This window comes from Sedimentitalea sp., assembly GCF_039973035.1.
Lineage (GTDB): Bacteria > Pseudomonadota > Alphaproteobacteria > Rhodobacterales > Rhodobacteraceae > Sedimentitalea.
In genome coordinates, this window is record NZ_JBDWLR010000060.1 from 1 (window position 1) to 19,926 (window position 19,926).

16 protein-coding genes and 1 pseudogene are annotated in these 19,926 nt (G+C 58.7%); 11 read left to right on the top strand and 6 right to left on the bottom strand.

The window, feature by feature from the left end; all coding sequences use genetic code 11:
* The 3 genes and pseudogenes from ABJO75_RS14625 to ABJO75_RS14635 form a co-directional block, all read left to right on the top strand.
* Positions 1-142: pseudogene (locus ABJO75_RS14625) on the top strand (IS481 family transposase); the annotation flags it as partial.
* Positions 132-2,432 carry a S8 family peptidase gene (locus ABJO75_RS14630; protein WP_348134085.1) on the top strand — a complete coding sequence of 767 codons (2,301 nt, stop codon included), beginning with the start codon at positions 132-134 and terminating at the stop codon, positions 2,430-2,432. The pseudogene ABJO75_RS14625 and the gene ABJO75_RS14630, both read left to right, overlap by 11 nt.
* A 230-nt stretch (positions 2,433-2,662) precedes the next feature.
* Positions 2,663-3,637, top strand: coding sequence for a hypothetical protein (locus ABJO75_RS14635; protein ID WP_348134087.1), 975 nt, complete (start codon positions 2,663-2,665; stop codon positions 3,635-3,637).
* Positions 3,638-3,719: 82 nt separating this feature from the next.
* On the opposite strand, the gene ABJO75_RS14640 is transcribed toward ABJO75_RS14635, so the two are convergent.
* Genes ABJO75_RS14640 through ABJO75_RS14660 form a run of 5 tightly spaced genes read right to left on the bottom strand, consistent with a single transcriptional unit; the run spans position 3,720 to position 6,588 of the window.
* Positions 3,720-4,730 (bottom strand): TonB family protein, encoded by a 1,011-nt coding sequence (locus tag ABJO75_RS14640; RefSeq protein ID WP_348134088.1) that lies wholly within the window; start codon positions 4,728-4,730, stop codon positions 3,720-3,722.
* Positions 4,727-5,116, bottom strand: a complete 390-nt coding sequence (locus tag ABJO75_RS14645) for a biopolymer transporter ExbD (protein WP_348134090.1) — start codon at positions 5,114-5,116, stop codon at positions 4,727-4,729. Before ABJO75_RS14645 ends, ABJO75_RS14640 begins: the two co-directional genes overlap by 4 nt.
* The gene (locus ABJO75_RS14650) at positions 5,116-5,469 is read right to left on the bottom strand and encodes a biopolymer transporter ExbD (RefSeq protein WP_348134092.1); all 354 of its coding nucleotides are present in this window, start codon (positions 5,467-5,469) and stop codon (positions 5,116-5,118) included. The genes ABJO75_RS14645 and ABJO75_RS14650 overlap by 1 nt, the downstream gene beginning before the upstream one ends.
* Positions 5,470-5,500: 31 nt before the next feature.
* Positions 5,501-6,193 carry a MotA/TolQ/ExbB proton channel family protein gene (locus ABJO75_RS14655; protein ID WP_348134094.1) on the bottom strand — a complete coding sequence of 231 codons (693 nt, stop codon included), beginning with the start codon at positions 6,191-6,193 and terminating at the stop codon, positions 5,501-5,503.
* Complete coding sequence (locus tag ABJO75_RS14660) at positions 6,190-6,588, bottom strand: hypothetical protein (RefSeq protein WP_348134096.1); 399 nt, start codon at positions 6,586-6,588, stop codon at positions 6,190-6,192. The genes ABJO75_RS14655 and ABJO75_RS14660 overlap by 4 nt, the downstream gene beginning before the upstream one ends.
* 503 nt (positions 6,589-7,091) lie before the next feature.
* Between ABJO75_RS14660 and ABJO75_RS14665 the strand changes: the two genes are divergently transcribed.
* From ABJO75_RS14665 to ABJO75_RS14700, 8 genes are all read left to right on the top strand, one after another.
* Positions 7,092-9,005 carry a TonB-dependent receptor gene (locus ABJO75_RS14665; protein ID WP_348134097.1) on the top strand — a complete coding sequence of 638 codons (1,914 nt, stop codon included), beginning with the start codon at positions 7,092-7,094 and terminating at the stop codon, positions 9,003-9,005.
* A 106-nt stretch (positions 9,006-9,111) separates the two neighbouring features.
* Positions 9,112-10,215: an isochorismate synthase gene (locus ABJO75_RS14670; RefSeq protein WP_348134099.1), complete on the top strand. Its 1,104-nt coding sequence runs from the start codon at positions 9,112-9,114 to the stop codon at positions 10,213-10,215.
* Between the two features lie 26 nt (positions 10,216-10,241).
* Positions 10,242-10,904: an isochorismatase family protein gene (locus tag ABJO75_RS14675; protein WP_348134101.1), complete on the top strand. Its 663-nt coding sequence runs from the start codon at positions 10,242-10,244 to the stop codon at positions 10,902-10,904.
* Entirely contained in the window at positions 10,901-11,668 is a 768-nt protein-coding gene (locus tag ABJO75_RS14680) for an SDR family oxidoreductase (protein WP_348134103.1), read from the top strand. Before ABJO75_RS14675 ends, ABJO75_RS14680 begins: the two co-directional genes overlap by 4 nt.
* 73 nt (positions 11,669-11,741) lie before the next feature.
* Positions 11,742-13,145 (top strand): beta-propeller fold lactonase family protein, encoded by a 1,404-nt coding sequence (locus tag ABJO75_RS14685; RefSeq protein ID WP_348134104.1) that lies wholly within the window; start codon positions 11,742-11,744, stop codon positions 13,143-13,145.
* A gap of 61 nt (positions 13,146-13,206) precedes the next feature.
* Entirely contained in the window at positions 13,207-14,835 is a 1,629-nt protein-coding gene (locus ABJO75_RS14690; protein ID WP_348134106.1) for an AMP-binding protein, read from the top strand.
* Positions 14,832-15,077 carry a phosphopantetheine-binding protein gene (locus tag ABJO75_RS14695; RefSeq protein ID WP_348134108.1) on the top strand — a complete coding sequence of 82 codons (246 nt, stop codon included), beginning with the start codon at positions 14,832-14,834 and terminating at the stop codon, positions 15,075-15,077. The genes ABJO75_RS14690 and ABJO75_RS14695 overlap by 4 nt, the downstream gene beginning before the upstream one ends.
* Positions 15,074-18,958 carry an amino acid adenylation domain-containing protein gene (locus ABJO75_RS14700; RefSeq protein WP_348134110.1) on the top strand — a complete coding sequence of 1,295 codons (3,885 nt, stop codon included), beginning with the start codon at positions 15,074-15,076 and terminating at the stop codon, positions 18,956-18,958. The genes ABJO75_RS14695 and ABJO75_RS14700 overlap by 4 nt, the downstream gene beginning before the upstream one ends.
* Before the next feature lie 14 nt (positions 18,959-18,972).
* Here the strand turns inward: ABJO75_RS14700 and ABJO75_RS14705 are convergent, their stop codons facing one another.
* Positions 18,973-19,893 carry an alpha/beta hydrolase-fold protein gene (locus tag ABJO75_RS14705; protein WP_348134112.1) on the bottom strand — a complete coding sequence of 307 codons (921 nt, stop codon included), beginning with the start codon at positions 19,891-19,893 and terminating at the stop codon, positions 18,973-18,975.
* Between the last annotated feature and the right edge of the window lie 33 nt (positions 19,894-19,926).

Genomic DNA, 19,926 nt, shown 5'->3' on the forward strand with positions numbered 1-19,926 from the left:
CTACGTTTGGCTTTACAACCAGCAGCTTCCGCAGTCAGCATTAGGCAGCAAAACGCCCTTGCAAGCCATGAAGGACTGGCACAAACTCAAGCCGGAATTGTTTGAGAAACAGCCATACTATCGTCCGGGATGTGACAGTTAGACTGCAAGACTTCATCAAAGCGAGAAATCCGGACGAAACAGTCGAATTGATAGAGGCTGGTGAACTTGGTCCTTGGCCACAGCTCGCCGCTGACTTTCCCGGCCTCAAGATGCGACCCCGGTGGCATTCGATCGAAACGGCGCAGTTGGAAAAGTTGCTTGAGAAAGCTCAGCAAGTCGATCCAAGCTATCGTCCCGGACCGATCTTTCAGTACTTTGAAATTATCTGTCCCAACGATGCGAAACCGTCTGAGATAATCAAGCGGCTGAAGTCTTGGTCAACTGTTGCGGATGCATGGCATGCACCGGTTCCACAAGAACCGCCGGTCACACCGAACAATGATCCGCGTTTCCCCAATCAGGGTTATCTCGACCCGGCCCCCGAAGGCATCGATGCAGAGTTCGCCTGGACCATCGCAGGGGGCGACGGAGCGGGGCAGAACTTTGTCGATATCGAATGGGGCTGGACGCTGAATCACGAGGATTTGGTTGCGCATGGTGCCGCGCTTCTTTCTGGTCTGAACAACGGCTACGAAGGCCACGGAACGGCGGTGTTGGGCGAAGTTGCGGCGGTCGACAACGCGATTGGGTGCGTGGGGATCACGCCCGAACTCGCCTCTGTCAACGTGATTGGCCAGTGGCGAACTGCGACTGATTTCGACATCGCTGATGCAATCCTTGATGCTTGTGGCCAGATGGGGTTTGGCGACGTGTTGCTGTTGGAGGCACACAACAGCTTTAACGGATATTCATTGGTGCCCGTCGAAGCCTTCGATGACACATATGAAATGATCCGGTTGGCCACAGCGCTTGGGATCATCGTTGTCGAGGCCGGCGGCAACGGAGGCGAAGATCTCAATCTTGTCACAAATACAGGTGGCGAGAATTTCTTTGATCCGACCGATGCCTCTTTCCGTGATTCCGGCGCGATCATCGTCGGTGCGGCATCCGATACGGCACCGCACAGCAGGCTCGGTTTCTCCAGCCATGGCGAACGGATCGATTGTTATGGTTGGGGCGAAGGGATCGATACGACTGGCGACGGGTGGACCGGAACCTCTACATCTGCCTATACCAGTAGCTTTGGCGGTACGTCAGGGGCCTCGCCGATTGTAACCGGCGCGGCCCTGTCGGTTCAGGGCATGGTCGAGGCCGCAACGGGCGGACGCCTATCACCGGCACAAATGCGTGCGGTGCTGACCAATCCTGCTACATCAACCGCCTCCGACAACCCGATGGTGGACCGGATCGGGGTTATGCCGAACCTCAGGGCAATCATCGAAGCTGGCGATTTCAACATGCGCCCTGATGTCTACATCCGCGACTATGTCGGCGACACTGGCGACCCGCACGCCGGCGCAATCTCCGCCAGCCCGGATGTCATCTTGGTTCCGGCCACGGTTGCAGACCCCCAACTGGCATATGGTGATGGGAGCGGTACCGAAAACCTGAGCAATCTGGGCTATGAAGCAACAGGTGGTCAGGACAACTTTGTCTATCTCCGTTCGTTGAACAGGGGTGGGGCACTTGCCGCCGGCACGACAGTTGATGTTTTCTGGTCTCCTGCCTCGACGTTGGTGACACCAGACCTCTGGCAACCGGTTGGCTCGCTTGTCATGCCGAACCTGCCAACTGGTGACACCTTGGTGGCCGCTGGTCCAATAACCTGGGCAGAAGCTGATCTCCCGGCGCCAGGGCATTACTGCTTTGTCGCGATCCTATCTCATCCGCAGGACCCTGGAGCAACCCCAGCCGATTTCCTCGATTGGGACAATTTCCGCGCGTTCATCCGCAACAACAACAATGTCACCTGGCGCAACTTCAATGTCGTGCCAAATACGCCTCCACCGGGATTAGAAATGATCGCGCAAAAGTTCCTGATGGCAGGTGCCTTTGACAAGACCAGAAAGATGCGGCTTGAGATTGCGTTGCGACTTCCGAAAGGCGCGAAGGCGCTGCTGAACTTGCCTCCACAATTGGCTGAATCGTTCCTGCTCCACCGTTCGCCATTCCTCAAAATCGACAAGAAGGATGGCTCTGTGGGCGTACCGTTGAACCCCGCGGGGATTACGCGCTTTCGAGATTTTGGCTTTCCTCCCAAAATCCGCCACGAACTGGAGTTGCGCGTGAGTATCCCCGAAGAACAACGAGACCGGTCATACCTTGGGTGGGCTGCACAGTTCGAAGGTGAGGAAGAACTGGGAAGGGTAACCTGGAGTTTTGCCTCTGCAGAAGAACTGAAGAAACGCGACGCCCACCTCAAGCAGTTCGCGGGGAAGCCCGCCGTATAAGTTGCATGGGTTTACTCGTTAAGATCATCTGCTGTCGGACAGCCAATCCAGCAGCCAGAGCCGCCATAAGATAATCGCGCGATCAAGGCCCGCCCCAAAGCGCGCAATTCCGCTCTAGCGGGATGGGGGGTGCCTCCTCAGCTATTGACTGTCATCCACGGCTTGGCCACGTTCATTTCAGCGAAATATGGCATGTTTGCCCTGTAGGTGGTCTAGCAGGAGATTTCCCGTTGCTGTCGATTTCACTCCGTCTCACCGTTGCGTTCATGATCATTATCGCCGTGTCGGGGCCGTTCCCGGCGGTCGCGCAAAATTTGGACATTCCGACATGGCTGCAAAAGCATGTCGGCACGGGCGATGGCCAGATTGCCCCGATCGTTCTGCAGAGAGCACGCGCACTTTATCAGAAGAAACTGCGCAGAGGGGCGACCCGAAATCCCTGCTACCTTGCCATGGATGCGACGCGCCCGAGCACGTCGCCTAGCGGTCAAGCGGGGCGACGTTTCTATACCATTTGCGAGTCTGAGAAAATGTTCCGCGCGGTGTCATCCGGCTATGGCAACGGACGAAAACTGAGTCAGGCGAATTTTTCGAACGGTCGGCAATGCGCCAGGAATTTCAGTAACGCCGAAGGCTCCAAGCTAACGATGGGCGGAGCCTATGTGACGGCCGAAACAAGAACGTCGTTTAAGGGCTATCATAACCAATCTGGCAAGCTGACGCCATTTCACCGCACCTTCCTGCTGTTTGATGGGGAAGGGGATACCACAAACGCCCGGGAACGGGCCATCGGTGGGCATGAGGCCGTTTTCCTGAGACAGCAGTGCCGCTTCAAGAACCCGTCCAGCCGCCATGCCGACAAGGAGGGCTATGTCCCTTACGGAAAACTGGTGAATTATACCGGCGGGCGCAGCAATGGTTGCACGACTTGGTCGCCCTCTGAATCCCGGGAAATCCTCTCGCTGGTGGAAGGGAATCCGACGACCCTCTACATCTATCCCGAAGCCGACGACATCAACGCCGTCGCAAAGGCGGTAAAGAAAGGACGGTCTCCTGCGAGCGCCGGGCTATACTGGAACGATGCATGCTTGCGAACAATCGGCGCCCCCAAGTTTTGGCCAAAGCGAAAGCTGCAACCGGTGATCAATCGATGGAGGCAGTCCTTACCTAAACAGCCGCCTAGGGTGCTGCCGATCTGCAACTGAAGCAGTTCGGTGTACTCGACCGACGTACCAAACCGAATAGCGGGAGATTGACCAACCGCGTGGAAGCGGTCCTCGATCTCGGCTAACCTTTGCTCACGATCTTGAGGTTGAACGTCGTCCGTGCGCCGTTGGGCGGAGGAGGAAAGGGGGCTGCACGTTGGATATGGCGCAGGGCAATCTGGTCGACCTTGGCCGAGCCTGAGCTCTTTTGAATCCTGAGCGATGAGACACCGCCTGACGCGGTGATCCTGAACGCGACGGTCGCGGTGCCGCGCGCGCCGGCACTTTCCTTACGGGTGCGCTGGATCTTGCGCATGATTTTTCCTGGGTAATTCGATGCGGCAGCGTTGCCAGCAGCCTGAGCCTTGCCGCTGGATTTTGAACTTTGCGTCGCCTTGGCGTCTTTGCTGCCATCTGCCTGCCCCTCGCGCGCGGCCTGCGCGCTTTCGACCTTGGCGGTGCGCGTGGTTTTCTTTTTGGGTTGAGTTGTCTGCGGTTTCGACCGTTTTGGTTCCACTTTTTGCGGATCAGGGCGCGTCTTGGGTCGGGGTATGTTCGGATCAGGGGTTTGCACCTCGACCGGGTCGCGTGCCGTCACTGTTTCCGGTCTGATCGAGACCGGTTCGACCGGTTTCGCTGGCGCCGCTTGCGAGGGTTCGACCGCTGAAAGCGCTGCAGGCGTGGTTGCCGAGGCGATCTCAGGGTCCATCGGGGTCACAGGCAGCGTCGTCAGCGGTGTCTGTGATGTGCTTACCGGCAAGACTGCCAGTTCGTCGGGGCGGGCGCGGCGCAGTTCAGGCACCGCAGGGGTCTCGGCCTGTTTCGGCGGCGCAAGCGCGGGCTGTTGAGGAGCATGTCGCATCGGGGTATCGGACACCGGCGTCTCTGGCGTCAGCGGTTCAACGTTCTCGACCGGCTCGGTTACGGATTCCACCATATTGGCGAGACTGTTGCCCAACATCGCGACCGTTTGCGGGGCGCCACCTTGAATCTGGGTGCGTTCCTGCCCGGCAGTCATGCCGAAACCGGCCAGATGTGCTCCGAGCGAAAAGGTCAGCGCCAAGGCAGCGGGAAACTTCAGATTCTGTATCATTCCAGTCCTCTTTCCGTCACCACAAAGAGTTTTGTCGCCCCCGCCTCTTGCAAGGCACGCCCCATTGCCAACAGCGTTTCAACGGGCAGATCCCGGTCCGGGACAAGGCGGATTTCCGGGGCGTCCTGATCCGCCGCGATTTCGGCGATGTAGGCCTCGGGCGAAATCTCTTCACCGCGATAGAGACAGCGGCCTTTGGCGGTGATTACCAGCGCATCAGGTGGCTCGCGCCCGTCCAGATCACGGGTCGATACCAATGTCAGATCGGGGTCAAGCGGCGGAGCAATGCTTCCAGCGATCAGAAAAAAGATCAGCATCAGAAAGACGATGTTGATCAGCGCGATCGTCGGTTCCGGAGGGCGTTTGTGAATGGCTCTGCGGCGCATCAGCCTGCTCCCAGCACCCGGACGGACAATTGCGGCACCAGACGCAGACGGGTCAGCACATCAACCAGACCTTGAGAAGAAACCCCGTCAGCAGGGCTAACCAGCAGCAAGGTACCTTCATCGCCGGACTCTGCGCTCTTATCCGACACCGTAGTCGCCAGATCATCCAGCGTGACCGGTTGCCCATTCAGCGAGAGGTCATCGACGGACAGTCGCAGAAAGAGTGGTGGAGTGCTGGGAACGGACGTACCCGAAGCCGCGCTAAGAAGCTCCACTTCGGAGAAGCGGGTAAAGGTCGAACTCAGCATGAAGAACAGCAGCAGCAAAAAGATGATGTCGATAAGCGAGGTCATCGACATTCGCCGGCTGCGAAATCGGGTCCGCCTAGTGCGCATGGGCCTGCAGGCCTGCCGGGGCTGTGTTTTGGGCTCTGGTTTTGTCAAATTCACCGGGGCAAAGGATCATCTGGAGGGCCTTGTCGACAAAGATCCGTTCGCGGGCGACCCGGGATTCCAGAAAGGTCAGGATGACAGATGTCGGCATGGCAACCGCCAACCCGACCGCTGTCGTCATCAACGCAACCCATATACCGCCTGCCAGCAGGGATGGATCGACCGAAGAACCGGCGCCTTGCAACTTTTGAAAGGCCTGGATCATCCCGAGAACCGTGCCGAAGAGACCCAGCAAAGGCGCGACCTGGCTGACACTGTCGAGCAAGCGGAACATGCTTTCCAACCGGGCAAGCTGCGCTTCGGCGCGGGCATTCAGACGCTCGGCCAGCATTTGGCGGTCATTATCTGTGCCCGCTGCGTTCATCGCCTCGACGAGAAGCGAGCCCAAATGGTTGGGGCTGCGCTTGATGGCACCGCGTGCTGCCGCTTCGGAGCCGGCGTCCCAGTGCTCCAGCGCCTCGTTGAGCGCGGACCGCCGGCCTACGCCTGACACGCGAAACTGCCAGAACTTAAAAATGATGACGGCAAAGGCCAAGACCGAGAGGCCAAGCAGGATGGCGACAACCGGGCCACCCAGTTCAACGAAATTCCTGACCGCGCCGACGGCCTGTTCGATCAGGATCATCCCACCACCTCAATCTGGGTTCGGGAATGCGGGCGCAACGCCTTGGCGCAATCGGTATTGGCGATGCCGTTGCCCGTGCATTTATGGACGCCATTGATCAGAACCTGACCGATGGCCTCGCACTGGGCACCCGGAACATCAAACTGTCGAACCCGTGGGCGCTCGGCAGGCAACGCCTGAAAGTCAAAAAGCGTCAGTTTGAGCACGGCACCGTCAGTTGAAAACAGCACGGTTTCAAACATCGCCGTGTCCAGATCAGCCCCCATTTCATTGCGGGCGACAAAGGTCAGGCGGCAGGCGTCTTCCTGCGGTTCCGCGTTGTTGAGTTCGATGGACAGAACCGACGATGATCCCGCGGCCTGTTCGGCAAATGCCGGTCCGCTAGCGACCGCCATCAATAAACAAGCCATTATTGCTGATTGATGTCCGGCTGTGTTGCGACCGTAGGTACGCATTGTCTCTGACGCTCCTGAAATCTGATTTGGTGCCGCTGGAATCGCCAACACGGAACGTCTCATCCGATGCCATGACAACTGAGTGACTGCGACGATCCTCGCGCCGTCAGAGGCCGTAACAGCAACGTCAGCCCACAGATTTTCCCGGATTTTCACAAGATCGCCCCTCTTGGTACAGTATGCATCACGTGGCTGGCTCGGGGCGGGCTAGTGCGTGGAATTTTGTGTCTCGAATTGTAGGAGACTTGGGTCTCGTAATAAACCAGACTAAGTTTGTCAACTATTACGCAGAACCCTAAAATCACCGCAAATTTTTCTGGGTTGTCAATTCTTACAAAATTACTTAGGTACCGCGCTCAGGCGGGCCATCGGCTCGCTAAGCCATACAGATCATTGCCATTTGTTAGCCAATCCAAGAATCACACAATTCGGAGATTTCTGGCATGGCTAGATTATCACTTTGGCTGGCATCGACCACTATTCTGGCTGTCAGCCCCCTTTACGCCCAAGATACCGACACCGTTGATCTGGGCGTGCTTGTCCTTGATGAGGCCGCGACTGATGACGAAGTGGCGGAAACTATCACGGCAGATGACATCAAAGACACCGGCGCAACCAGCGCCTCGACGCTGTTTCAGTCGATCACCAATGTGCAGACGAGCGGTACCAGCGCGTCCGGTACGCGTATCTTCATCAACGGCCTTGAAACCAACTCGGCCAGCATCACCGTTGACGGCGCACCGGTGGGCAGTCAGGTCTGGCACCACGGTGGGCCGGGTGGCATCAACCCGCGCCTGTTCGAACAGGTTGACGTGTATGCCGGCATCACCCCGGCCGATATCGGCCCCTTTGCCACGGCAGGCGCGCTGGTCTTTACCACCGTCGATGCGGCGGACATGCTTGAGCCGAGTGACGATTTCGGTGGGTTCGTCGGCGCGCAATACGAGAGCAACGGCAATGTCATGACCTATGAAGGGTCGGTTTATGGTCGGGCAGAGAATTTCGACTATTTGCTGTACCTGAGCACCGCGGATGGCGGTAACTGGGAAGACGGCGATGGCAATACCGTTCCGTTCACAGGCACCGGAGTGAATTCCGCTCTTGCCAAGCTGGGTTACGATCTGGGCGAGGGGCGTCGGCTTGCCTTTTCGACCACGTACTATCAGGACAAGGAAGACCGGAATATCCGTAGCGACATTGCCCTCGGAGTCGGTGGTGAGCTGAACGCCATTCCCAACGAAACGACGACGAATACCTACACGCTGGAATATACGGACGATCTCGTCGATGGCTTCTTCAATCCCGAATTTCGCCTGACCCACACGCAGGAAGACCAGTGGCAGGAACGCCGGGCCAACCCTGCGACAGCGACCAGCAGCAACGTTGATGTGAACACTCAGAACACCACGCTGAAGCTGCAGAACAAGGTTGCCATCGCTGGCGGCGAAGTTCGCTTTGGATTCGATTATCTCGACGCGAGCAGCTACAACAACTGGAACCGTGTCGGCGAAAAGATCAAGAACTCGGGTATCTTCGTTCAGGCCAATGCCGACATCACCAACCGGCTGCGTGTCGCCGGTGGTTTGCGCTATGACTGGACCGAGTTCACCGGGCAAGCGGATTCCGGATTTTCCCGCAAGGATGACGGCTACAGCGCCAACCTGTATGCCGAGTACGACGCAAACCACTGGCTAACGCTGGACGCGGGCGTTTCGCATGTTTTCGGCGGATATGACTTTGGCGAGACCGCCACGCTGAGCAACGCTGTGGTCTATACCGATGGTGACGCCGAAACCTCGGACAACTACCGGGTTGGTTTCAATGTAGCACTGCCCAATGGTCTTTATGGTGGTGTTCACGCCTTCCGCACCAAGATCAAAAATGCAGGTGACACGCGGGCGCGTGCGCTGGCGGGCGACACATTGGAAACCAAGGGCTGGGACGCGGATCTCGGCTATCGGTTCCAGCGCGGCAACGTATCGCTCGGCTATACCGATGCCGATGTTCGCGAGAATGGCGAACTGCTGTCGGGCTATGCTGATTACTCCGGTGCGCCGGTTGGTCAAATCCTGGTGCTGCGTGGCAGCTATGACTTTGAAAATGGGCTGGTTGTCGGCGGCTTTGTCGAGGCCGCGCTGGACTATGACGTCGCGGAGCAGACGTTGCCAGGCTATCAGATCGTCAACCTTTTCGCGAGTTACACGCCACCTCAGAACGAAACGATCAACATTCGCGTTGGCGTAGATAACCTGTTCAATGAACAGTATGTTTCGCGCCAGTCGCGTGATGTGGACTCTGACATTCTGTTTGCCGAACCGGGTCGCTCTATCAACGTTTCGCTGAACTACACGTTCTGACCCCGACCAGAAACTGGTGGGCGGTCGCAACACAGTTCGCCCACCAAACCCAGACGCCCAGTCGACGCCAAGCTTTTGGCCGAAACGATTGTCCAAGGTGCCCCGTATGCTCGCCCAAGACTCAGTTTCTTTACTCCCCACGATGGCCGCCGAAAACCGGGGCCAGCCCTTGCTGCTAGGGGAGGAGTTCGGGACGATCGCCGATGTCCAGACGGGGCGGCTCTCGGCATTCGCAAACCACAAAACCTCCGGACGGCGGTTCGGAGTTTTTCCGTTTGACCGGGAACAGACCGGTTTTCTCTGCACAATCACGCCGCAGCCCCGACCGGTAAAGCAGGCCGCCATTACTGCAGTCGGCGTGGCGCTGGAGCGTTTGCCGGCCAGAGAGAAATACGGTCTTGAAGTAGCCCGAGTTGCAGCGATGGTTTCACGACGCGCGGATGGGCTGGACAAGGTAGTGCTCGCCCGGTCCCTGATTTACGAGACAGATGTGCCGATCGATCCGATGCAGGTCGCGCTGTTGCTGTCAGATGACAGGAATGTGCTCTGTTACTGCATCCCTCTGATCGATGCTGATCAATCAAACCGTTGGCTCGTCGGCGCGACGCCGGAACGGTTGCTGAAAAAACAGGGCGCCAATGTCCTGTCGACGCCGTTGGCAGGGTCCGCGCGCCGCCTTGCCGATGCAGGCAAAGATGCCGAGGCCGGAGCCGCCTTGCTGCGCTCTGACAAGGACGAGAACGAACACCGGATTGTCGTGGAATACATCCACGATATTCTGGCGCCCTATTGCAAGCAACTGCATACACCCGGCAGACCCGAGTTGATGCAAACCAAATCCATGTGGCATCTGGGGACCCGGATTTCTGGTGTGCTGCGGGATCCAGAAACGCCATGTCTGCAACTGGTTCATGCGCTGCATCCGACCCCTGCGGTCGCCGGTGCCCCGCTGGAGCTTGCCTTGTCGGAAATCAAGAAGGCTGAACCGTTCGACCGGGATTTCTACGCCGGGACGCTCGGCTGGGTGGATGGCCAGAACAACGGCGATTGGCACGTCACATTGCGCTGCGCCATCATCGAGGATCGGCGCGCGCAGTTGTTTGCCGGGGCAGGGATCGTCGATGATTCAGTACCCGAACAAGAGATCGCCGAAACCGGTGCCAAGTTTCTCGCCATGCGGCGAGCGCTCGGCATCTCAGGCATCATGTAAGCACAGCAATACTTCAGAGATAGATCATGGCCCTTCCGAAAATCGCGGATTATCCTCTGCCCAAGCCCGACGACTTGCCCGAGTCCCGTGCGCCGTTCCGGCTTTGCACTGATCGCGCTGCGTTATTGATCCACGACATGCAGCGCTATTTCTGCGCGGCCTATGGCGAAGATGCCCTGACCCGCGATGGGTCGCTGTTGCAGGCCGTGACGTCGAACATTGCATCGATTGCCAAGCGCGCCCGTGCAAGCGGAATGCCGGTTTTCTACACGGCGCAAAAGGGCAACCAGCACCCGGCGGATCGCGGCCTTCAAAAGGACCTGTGGGGACCGGGCATGAAAGCCATCCCGGACCATGAAGAGATCATTAATCCGCTGCGGCCCGAAAAGGGTGATATCCAGTTGGTCAAGCATCGTTACAGCGCGTTTCAACGCTCCAACCTGCAGGATTTGATGCGCGCGCGTGGCCGCGACCAACTGCTGGTGACGGGAATCTACGCCCATATCGGCTGTCTTGCGACCACCACCGAGGCATTTCAACGAGATATCGAGCCGTTCTTTGTCGCCGATGCCGTAGCGGATTTTTCGGCCGAGAAACACAAGATGGCCCTGGATTGGGTTTCCGGATGTTCCGGAGCGGTCATTGCAACCAGCGGGGTTTTGGCTGCGTTTGACGAGGGGCAGGCATGAAGCTGACCGGGTTCAAAGGACGGGGCGCTTTTGTGACGGGGGCCGCCGGTGGTATTGGGCGTGCAATTGTGGATGCGCTGGCGGATGCCGGGGCGCATGTGTTTGCGACCGATCTACCAGATGCCATCGATGGGATGGGCGAACAGCCCGGTGTCATCAGGGCCGCTTTGGACGTAACCGACCCCGATGCCGTTTCCGCCGCAGCGGTACAGGCCGAGGGTGCCGTTGGCCCGTTGTACCATGGCATCGTGTGTTCCGGGATATTGGGCGGAGGGACAATCCTTGAAACCAAGGCCGCAGACTGGCTGCGGGTTCTCGACGTCAATCTGAATGGTGCGTTCTATGTCACCACCGCGCTTGCAAAAGCCATGGTACCACGACGGCAAGGCGCGATTGTCGCTATCGGCTCTAATTCCGCTGACATCCCGCGTTTGGAAATGGGCGCCTATCCCGCGAGTAAGGCCGCGCTGCACATGCATATGCGCTGTCTCGGGCTGGAGATCGCGCCCTTTGGCATCCGCTGCAATATCGTGGCGCCCGGGTCGACGCTGACCCCGATGCAAATAGGTATGTGGTCAAACACGAGTGGTGCGCAGGCCGTTATTGATGGCAATCTCGCGACCTACAAAACCGGTATCCCCTTGGGAAAGCTCGCCAAACCCCAGGATATCGCCGCCAGTACGATGTTTTTGCTGTCCGATCAGGCAGGCCACGTGACGATGGCGGACCTGTATGTCGATGGTGGCGCAACTCTGAAAGCTTGAACAGCCATGGCCGCAGGCGTGCCGGAGCCAGAAATACAATGGGATGCACATTCCGGATCAAAGGATACGAAAGATGAGTGAGAAACAAGCGGCAGTCTGGACAGGATCAATCTTTAAAGGATTGGCGGTTTCGGCGTTCCTGATGGCGACAAGCAGCATGACTCTTGCCGAACCGTTCACGGCGGTCGGTGCCTATGACGGCGGAATTCGTGCGTTTGGCCCGGATCAAACAGCAATCGTTCCGGGTGGCGAAGCAATGCTGATGGGCCGTGGTTTTCAGCCGAACCAGCCGGTCTATCTGCGTCAGAACGGCGAGGCGTTGAACGGTGGCGAGCCGTACTTGGCAGATGACAAGGGCAGCCTGCGGGCGCAAATCAGCATCCCGGAAACTGCGAACCCCGGCATGTATCCGGTTGTGGCAGAACTGGGTGGCGACGCTCCATTTGCGACCACCTTTGACGTTACTGTCTCGGCACAATTGGACGAAATGGGTGTTGATGCTTACGCTGTTACCTCGGCGCCGATCGTGAAACGACCCTATCAGGTGGCCTATGGAAACGGCGCGATCTATGTCGCGGCCTCTGAAGGGCGTCCGCCGATTACGGAAACCTATGTCGCCAAGATTGACCCGGCGACGTTGGAAACCATCGCAAAGGTTCAACCGGGTCCTGCGCCCGAGCGCAACGGACGAGATATGGGGCACTTTGCCGTCCATGGCATCGGTATTGCCGAGCAAGCAGGTCAAATCTGGGTCTCCAACACGCATCAGGATACCGTTGCGGTCTACAGCGCCGATGATCTCAGCTTGATCAAACAGTTCGACGCCGGGATTGTCAGTCATCCGCGCGATGTTGTCGCCCATGATGGCAAGGTCTATGTCACCGCCACCTTTACGCCAAAAGTCCACGTGTTCGATACGGAAACGCTGGAAATGCTCGCGCCGATCGAGCTGAGTTCGGCACGGCGCGCCAAGACCTTTGGCGCGGCGGGTCTCTCACTGGCGGCGGATGCGGGCAAGTTGTTTATTGCCAGCCTCGGGTCTGACGAGTTCGCTGTGATCGACCTTACCACCGGTGCGCAATCGGGCGGCTTTGCTGTGGATGGATCCAAAAGCACAATTGGTATCGCGGCAAATTCGGATGGCACACGCGTTTATACGGTTGGCCAGAACAATGACACGGTATCGGTCATTGACGCAAAGAGCGGAGAAGTCCTCAGGCGTGTGAATGTCGGGGCCAAGCCACTGAATGCAGTGGTCGAGCCGCAGACAGGCAACGTCTTTGTGACCGTGCGCAGTGCGGATCATGTTGTTGTGTTGTCACCCGGGGGTGAAATTCTGGCCAACCTTCCCACCGGTTCGCTGCCCAATCACCTCACGCAGGATGGCAACGGCAATATCTTTGTCGTGCATATGGCCCGGCGCGATGGGCACGCCTCTCTTGGCAACAAGCTCACCCGCATATCGGCTGCAGAATAATAAGAAACGGGCTGCCTGCCGAGTGATGCGGCGGGCGGCCGCCAAACAGATATAGACAGATATGAACATCCCGAAACAGACCTGGCCACAAGAACTGGCAGAGCGCTACCGCAAGCTCGGATACTGGCGCGGCGAAACGTTTCCGCAGATGTTGCGGGATCGCGCCTCGGCCCACCCTGACCGCATCGCCATCGTCGCGGGGGATGCGCGTTGGACCTATGGTGAGTTCAACGACCGTGCGCGTCTCTTCGGGGCGGGGCTCTTGGCTTTGGGTCTTGCGCCCGGTGATCGGGTGTTGGTGCAGATCGGCAATGTGCCCGAATTCTTTTCTGCTGTCTTTGGCATCTTTGCGGCGGGCATGATCCCGGTCTATGCGCTTCCGGCGCACCGGCGGACTGAGGTCGCGCATCTTGCGGACAAGGCCGACGTGCGGGCCATTGTGACCCAGCCAAGAATAGAACGGTTTGACCATGCCAGCATGGCTCTTTCGATCAAATCCGACTTGCCGAACCTTTCCCATGTAATCATTGCAGGGGCGGCGCTTGACGGTGCGCTTTCGATGGATGACGTTATCGGCGATCCTGCAACATTACCCACTGATCCTGATCCGCAATCGGTGGCATTTCTGCAGATATCGGGCGGCAGCACAGGATTGCCCAAGCTCATCCCGCGCACCCATGACGATTACATCTATTCCATACGGGAAAGCAGCAGGATCTGTGAGCTGACTGGCGAGAGCGTCTTTATGGCGACTTTGCCTTTGGCCCATAACTTTACAATGTCCTCGCCCGGTACACTTGGCGCGTTTTATGCGGGCGCGCGGGTGGTTCTGTGCCCTGTGCCGATGCCCGATGTCGCCTTTCGTCTGATCCGCGATGAGGGTGTGACCATCACCGGGTTGGTGCCGCCACTGGCATTGCTATGGCTTCAGGCCGCGGAAAAGGCCCGGCCCGACATTCCAACGCTCAAAATCCTGCAAGTCGGAGGTGCCAAGTTTCTTCAGGAAAGTGCGCGCAAGGTTGCGCCACTTTTGGGCTGCCGTTTGCAGCAGGTCTTTGGCATGGCCGAGGGGCTGGTGAATTATACCCGGCACGATGACCCTGATGAGATTGTCGTCAATTCGCAGGGCAGGCCGATCAGCGCCGATGACGACATTTTGGTACTTGATGACGAAGGCCATCCCGTTGCTGATGGTCAGCCCGGCAATCTGTTGACCCGAGGGCCCTACACCATCCGGGCCTATTATTGCGATCCGACGGCAAATGCCCGCAGCTTTACGGACGATGGGTACTATAAAACCGGCGACGTCGTCATCCGCTTGCCCTCCGGGCATCTGGTGGTTCAAGGACGCGCCAACGATCAGATCAACCGCTCCGGCGAAAAGATTTCCGCCGAAGAGATCGAAGACCTGATCCTGCGGCACCCCGCCGTGTTTGACTCGGTGGTGGTCTCGATCCCGGACGCGCATCTGGGCGAACGGGCTTGCGCGTTCATCCAGCCCAAGAACGGCGCGCCTTCTGCCGCTGATATCCGCAAATTCATGCGGGGTCTGGACATCGCGGCGTTCAAGATTCCGGATGACATTCGCTTTGTCGAGGCATTTGAAACCACTGCGGTGGGCAAGATCAGCCGCCGTCATCTTCGGACCACCCTGCGTAGCAGCGTTCTGGAGCAGGAGCAGACCCAATGAATGATATGAAACAGGGCCTTACGTTGGCCCAGTTACGTCAGGATACGGCTGACGCCCTGAATACACCCTCCGTCGACATCGCAGATGATGACCATTTGGGGGACCTGGGGCTGGATTCGATCGGCTTCATGCGGGTGCTGATGAAATGGGAAGAGGTTCAGCCGGGCATCGACACAGCAAGGATGTACGAGGCCGAGACAATCGCCGAATTCTGGGATATCGTTCGGAGTACGCAGGGGTGAGCCCGGAAATTACTCTTCCACGCCCACTTTGTGAGGCGCAGACCGGTATCTGGTTCGCGCAACAGCGCGATAGCGCCAACCCGATGTTGATGACCGGTCAGGCGCTGCACATTCGCGGCCCGCTGGACGTTGGAGTGTTGGAGCGGGCGGTTGCGGACCTTGTTGCCGAAGCCGAATGCCTGTCGATGCGATTGCGCGATGGCCCACAAGGCCCAGTGCATTGGATCGAACGGAATGGTGCGCCGGTGCTTGGTATTCAGGACCGAACCGGCGATACGGCTGGATCCGTTGAAAGTGAAATTCTGGCCGAGGCGCAGACCGCGCCGATTGACCTTACGAATGGCCCTGTTGCCAGCTTCACGCTGTGGAAGCTGCGCACGGACCACCACATTCTCAGCGAACGCATTCACCATGTCGCCGCCGATGGTCAGGCGATGGTGAACATGTCGCAACGGCTTGCCGCGCTCTACAACGCGCATCTGACAGGTGGCGTAATGGGGTTGGCGCTGACATCCTATCGTCATGCCCTGCAAGAAGATGAACGCTTTGCCCACTCGCCCGCCCGCACCAAGCAGCGAGACTATTGGCGTACAACACTCGCAAACCTGCCCATTGTGGACACGATGAGCCGAGGGAAAACAAGCGGGGATGGACGCTGGTTTCATCGTGCAGAAGAAATTGTACCAGAGCATGTCGGGGCGGCACTTTTGCGCCTTGCTGAGGCTTCTGGCTGCAACTGGACAGACGTTCTGACCGCGTTGACAGGTGCCTATGTGGCGCGAAACCTGCCCTCGGTCGCTTCGGGCGCTGGCACGGATGTGGTGTTGGGTATCCCGCTGCAAAATCGCATGGGGCGCATCTCGCGTACACCGTCCACTCAGGTGAACGTCTTGCCGTTGCATCTGCAGGTGGACGAACATGCGCCTCTGACTGCTTGGTTGAACCACGTCGGCGGTCGTCTTACCGAAATGCGACGCCATTCCCGGTATCGTGGCGAGGCGCTGCAACGCGAGTTCGGCCGTCTCGGGGCAGGGCGTCGGCTGTGGGGACCATTGGTCAATATCCTGCCATTTGACGCTTGCCCACAATTTTTGCACTGCGAAACCCGTCTGCAAATCCTGAGTGCGGGATCGGTTGACGACATCACCTTTTGCTTTCGCGGTGATCCGGAAACAGGGCTGTTGGCGCAGGTCGACAGCAACAACAGTCTTTATTCAGAAACCGAAACGCGCGCGCATTCCATGCGTCTGGCACATTTTCTTATGGCGGCGTCTCAAGCGGACAGGCTGGCAGACGTTGCTACTTTGACTCCGCAGGAAACCCGACGCCATATAGTCGAACGCAATGCGACCGCGCATCCGGTCCCCGAAACCACATTGGCGGCCTTGATTGAGAAACAGATGGCTGCAACCCCTGACGCGGATGCGGTGGTGTTTGGCGATAGAACGCTCAGCTACCAAGAACTGGACACGCTAACCGCCGCATTGGCGCGGCGCCTTGCGGGACGTGGGGTCAGACGGGGGGGTCTCGTTGGTGTTGCCCTGCCGCGAAGTGTCGAGTTGATCGTCGCCTTGGTCGGTGTTCTGCGGGCCGGTGCTGCCTTTATGCCGTTGGACCCCGACGATTACAGCGCTCGGCGCACCGACATGATTGCCCGTGCAGCCCCCTCGGTTATACTGGCCGAGGCCGGTTTCAAAGCCGCCGACACCCCCGTGATCGACGTATTTTCGGAGAGTCCGGAAACCGACCCGGATCAACCGCGTCCGTTTGACCCTGCCTATGTGCTGTTCACGTCTGGCTCGACCGGCAAACCCAAGGGTGTCGTGGTCGAGCACGACGCGATCATCAACCGCCTGTTGTGGATGCGCGCGCATTACGGCTTTGGTCCCGGTGATCGGATCCTGCAAAAAACACCAACGACTTTTGATGTCTCTGTGTGGGAGTTCTTTTTGCCGTTCCTTTCAGGGGCGACACTGGTGGTCGCGCCGCCCGGCGCGCATCGTGACCCAGTGGCCCTCGCGGGCCTGATCCGGAAATACGCCATCACCGCAGTCCATTTCGTGCCTTCGATGCTTGAACTCTTTCTGGCGGCCCCGGCGTCCGAAGGGCTGGCGATCCCGCGGGTATTTGCCAGCGGAGAGGCATTGCCGACACGGTTGGCCAGTCTGTTCCATAGCCGCATCGGCGGACAATTGCATAACCTTTATGGACCGACCGAAGCCGCCGTGGATGTCACATTCTGCAAGGCGGCCACGGAGCAGGGCGCCCCAAACAGCGCCAGCGTCCCGATCGGTCGCCCGGTCTGGAACACCGCCTGCTATGTGCTGGACAGCTTGGATCGGCCGGTACCCGATGGCGTTCCGGGGCGGCTTTTCATTGCGGGTCGGCAATTGGCGCGAGGGTATCTTGGGCAACCGGACCTGACCGCCGATCGTTTCCGGCCAGACCCGTTTAATCCCGGCGCTCGCATGTATGACACTGGCGATCTGGTGTCTGCTGATGAGGAAGGCGTTCTGACCTTTGTCGGACGACTGGACCAACAGATCAAGGTTCGGGGTGTCCGGGTCGAACCCGCAGAGGTCGAACAGGCCATTCTGGATAGCGGCCTCGCCGATCAGGCGACCGTGTTGCTTTTGCCTGACACTCAGAACGGTGCGCGGCTGGTGGCCTATCTGGTTGCTCGCGACAAAGCACATTCGAAAGATATTCGCGAAGACCTTGCAGCCAGACTCCCCCAAGCGATGATCCCTGCCCATTTTGTCATGATGGATGCCTTGCCCCTCACGCCGAGTGGCAAGCTGGACCGCAAGGCATTGCCGGAACCTGATGTCTTGCAGGACATATCGGGGTCTTTGCCGGAGACCGATATGGAGCATTTGGTCTCACGCTGCTTTGCTGAGGTGCTAGAGCTTCACGGGCCGCTTCCTGTCGAGACAGATTTCTTCCTTGCTGGCGGAGATTCCCTGCGGGCTGTCCGACTGGGTCTGACGTTAGAAGAGGCCTTGGGTCGTAATCCGGGGTTTGGTGCGATCCTTGAGCGCCCTGTACTTGGTGATCTGGCCCGCCATCTTGCGGAAACGTCTGGTGCCGACGACGGGCTTGGCCCGCTCATTCATCTGTCATCTACAAAAAACGAAACGGCGCCGCCGATCTTTGCCGTGCATCCCGCCGGTGGCCTTGCATGGTGTTACCGATCGCTCGCAGCGGTCATGCCGGACAGGGCGATCATCGGTTTGCAGTCGCCACTTCTGGATGCGGATGCTGATACGCCCGAGAGCCTCGGCACCCTGGCGCGCTCCTATGTCGATCTTGCCGCAGACATCGCACCCGACGGGCCGCTGGTGTTTCTGGGTTGGTCACTGGGCGGCATCATCGCGCAGGCCATGGGCGTCGAAGCAGAGCGGCGTGGCCGGATTGTCGAGCGGGTTGTGCTGCTTGATGCCTATCTGTCAGAGTGCTGGCGAAAAGAGCCTGAACCGGACGAAGGTCAGGCGATGCGGGCGCTGCTGGCCATTGCCGGCTATGATCCGGAGGCACACATGGATCTTGATACGCCTGCGGCGATCATGGGGTTCCTCAAGGACGAAGGACAGGCGCTGGCACAGCTACCGGAGGCAGTGCTGAGCGGTGTGATCAATTCGGTGCGCGCGACCAATGATCTGGTCCGGCGGCACCGGGAAACGCCGATGCGCGCGCCGTTGTTTCATGTCGCCGCCATGCGGGATCAAGCGGGCACGACCCGCAGTGTAGATATGTGGAAGCCTTATGCCGGGCATGTGCAAGGCTTGAAACTCGACTGTCACCATGCGGATTTGATCTCTGCCCGGGTGGTGCGTCAGTACTTGGACTTGTTGGCGCGACCGGTGGAGGAGCCAGCGTGAGGGGGGTGGTTCACTCAGAACGCTGCAAAGCGAAGCACCGGGCCGAGCGATGTCGGAAGGCTGGCGATATGTTTCGCACCGTCATAAACCTGATGCGACACCTCAACTCCATCAATTTTGCTCAGGCGCGCGACGAGGGCATGGAATGTGGCGGGCGCGTCAGTGGGGATCGGTCCTTGGCTGCCGGTGCGTTTTTCGCGGTTGCCACTGGCAAGATAGAGCCGGATCAGACCGTTCTCCGAGCGATGTGGCAGACCCGCTTCCAGAACCCGGTCAAATTGTTCCGGGTTCAGCCAGAGCGACGGGCTGATCGCCGCAAAGCGCGCAAAGCTGTCAGGATGCAACACCATCAGATTGAGCACAAACAGACCCGCAAGCGAGTGACCCCAAATCGTGCGTTTCGCGGGATTTATTGCAACTCCGGCTTCGGCGCGTTCGCGCAACCCCTGCAACAGCAATGGGATAAATTCGGGAGCACCGCCTATCGCACGGTCTTGGTTGCCCGTCGCGGATGGGCGCTCGGTTTGATCCGGAAAACTCAGGTCACGCGCACGGGCGATACGGTCAAACTGTTCGTCGGTGCGCTGCCCGATGCCGATCACAACCAGTTCCGGGACATCGGCAAGCTGCTCCGCGCTGATGAAATCAAAGGCGGCATTTCCATCGAGCATGTAAAGAACCGGCCAGCCATCTGCCGGGGCTGGCGTTCTGGGAACCGCGCGAAATATTCGATAGGGCGCATCGTTCACGTCTGCCATGAGATGGGCGATATCCTCGATATCAAGCATCTGGATCTCATGGCTCACGCATGGCTCGTGCAAAATCCGATGTGCGCTTTTGCGACCGCCATGGGGGGGCAGATCCAGTTCGACCGCCGGGATAATCGGCTCAAACAGCGGTGCCGTAGCACTTATATCTCCGGATTTTTCCGACATCGGACTTCACACCGTTTGAGAGGGGGAATGACG

Coding starts and splice junctions, on each gene's coding strand:
- ABJO75_RS14640 (WP_348134088.1), bottom strand. CDS start 4,730: ATGATACAGAATCTGAAGTTTCCCGCTGCCTTGGCGCTGACCTTTTCG.
- ABJO75_RS14645 (WP_348134090.1), bottom strand. CDS start 5,116: ATGCGCCGCAGAGCCATTCACAAACGCCCTCCGGAACCGACGATCGCG.
- ABJO75_RS14650 (WP_348134092.1), bottom strand. CDS start 5,469: ATGACCTCGCTTATCGACATCATCTTTTTGCTGCTGCTGTTCTTCATG.
- ABJO75_RS14655 (WP_348134094.1), bottom strand. CDS start 6,193: ATGATCCTGATCGAACAGGCCGTCGGCGCGGTCAGGAATTTCGTTGAA.
- ABJO75_RS14660 (WP_348134096.1), bottom strand. CDS start 6,588: ATGGCGGTCGCTAGCGGACCGGCATTTGCCGAACAGGCCGCGGGATCA.
- ABJO75_RS14665 (WP_348134097.1), top strand. CDS start 7,092: ATGGCTAGATTATCACTTTGGCTGGCATCGACCACTATTCTGGCTGTC.
- ABJO75_RS14670 (WP_348134099.1), top strand. CDS start 9,112: ATGCTCGCCCAAGACTCAGTTTCTTTACTCCCCACGATGGCCGCCGAA.
- ABJO75_RS14675 (WP_348134101.1), top strand. CDS start 10,242: ATGGCCCTTCCGAAAATCGCGGATTATCCTCTGCCCAAGCCCGACGAC.
- ABJO75_RS14680 (WP_348134103.1), top strand. CDS start 10,901: ATGAAGCTGACCGGGTTCAAAGGACGGGGCGCTTTTGTGACGGGGGCC.
- ABJO75_RS14685 (WP_348134104.1), top strand. CDS start 11,742: ATGAGTGAGAAACAAGCGGCAGTCTGGACAGGATCAATCTTTAAAGGA.
- ABJO75_RS14690 (WP_348134106.1), top strand. CDS start 13,207: ATGAACATCCCGAAACAGACCTGGCCACAAGAACTGGCAGAGCGCTAC.
- ABJO75_RS14695 (WP_348134108.1), top strand. CDS start 14,832: ATGAATGATATGAAACAGGGCCTTACGTTGGCCCAGTTACGTCAGGAT.
- ABJO75_RS14705 (WP_348134112.1), bottom strand. CDS start 19,893: ATGTCGGAAAAATCCGGAGATATAAGTGCTACGGCACCGCTGTTTGAG.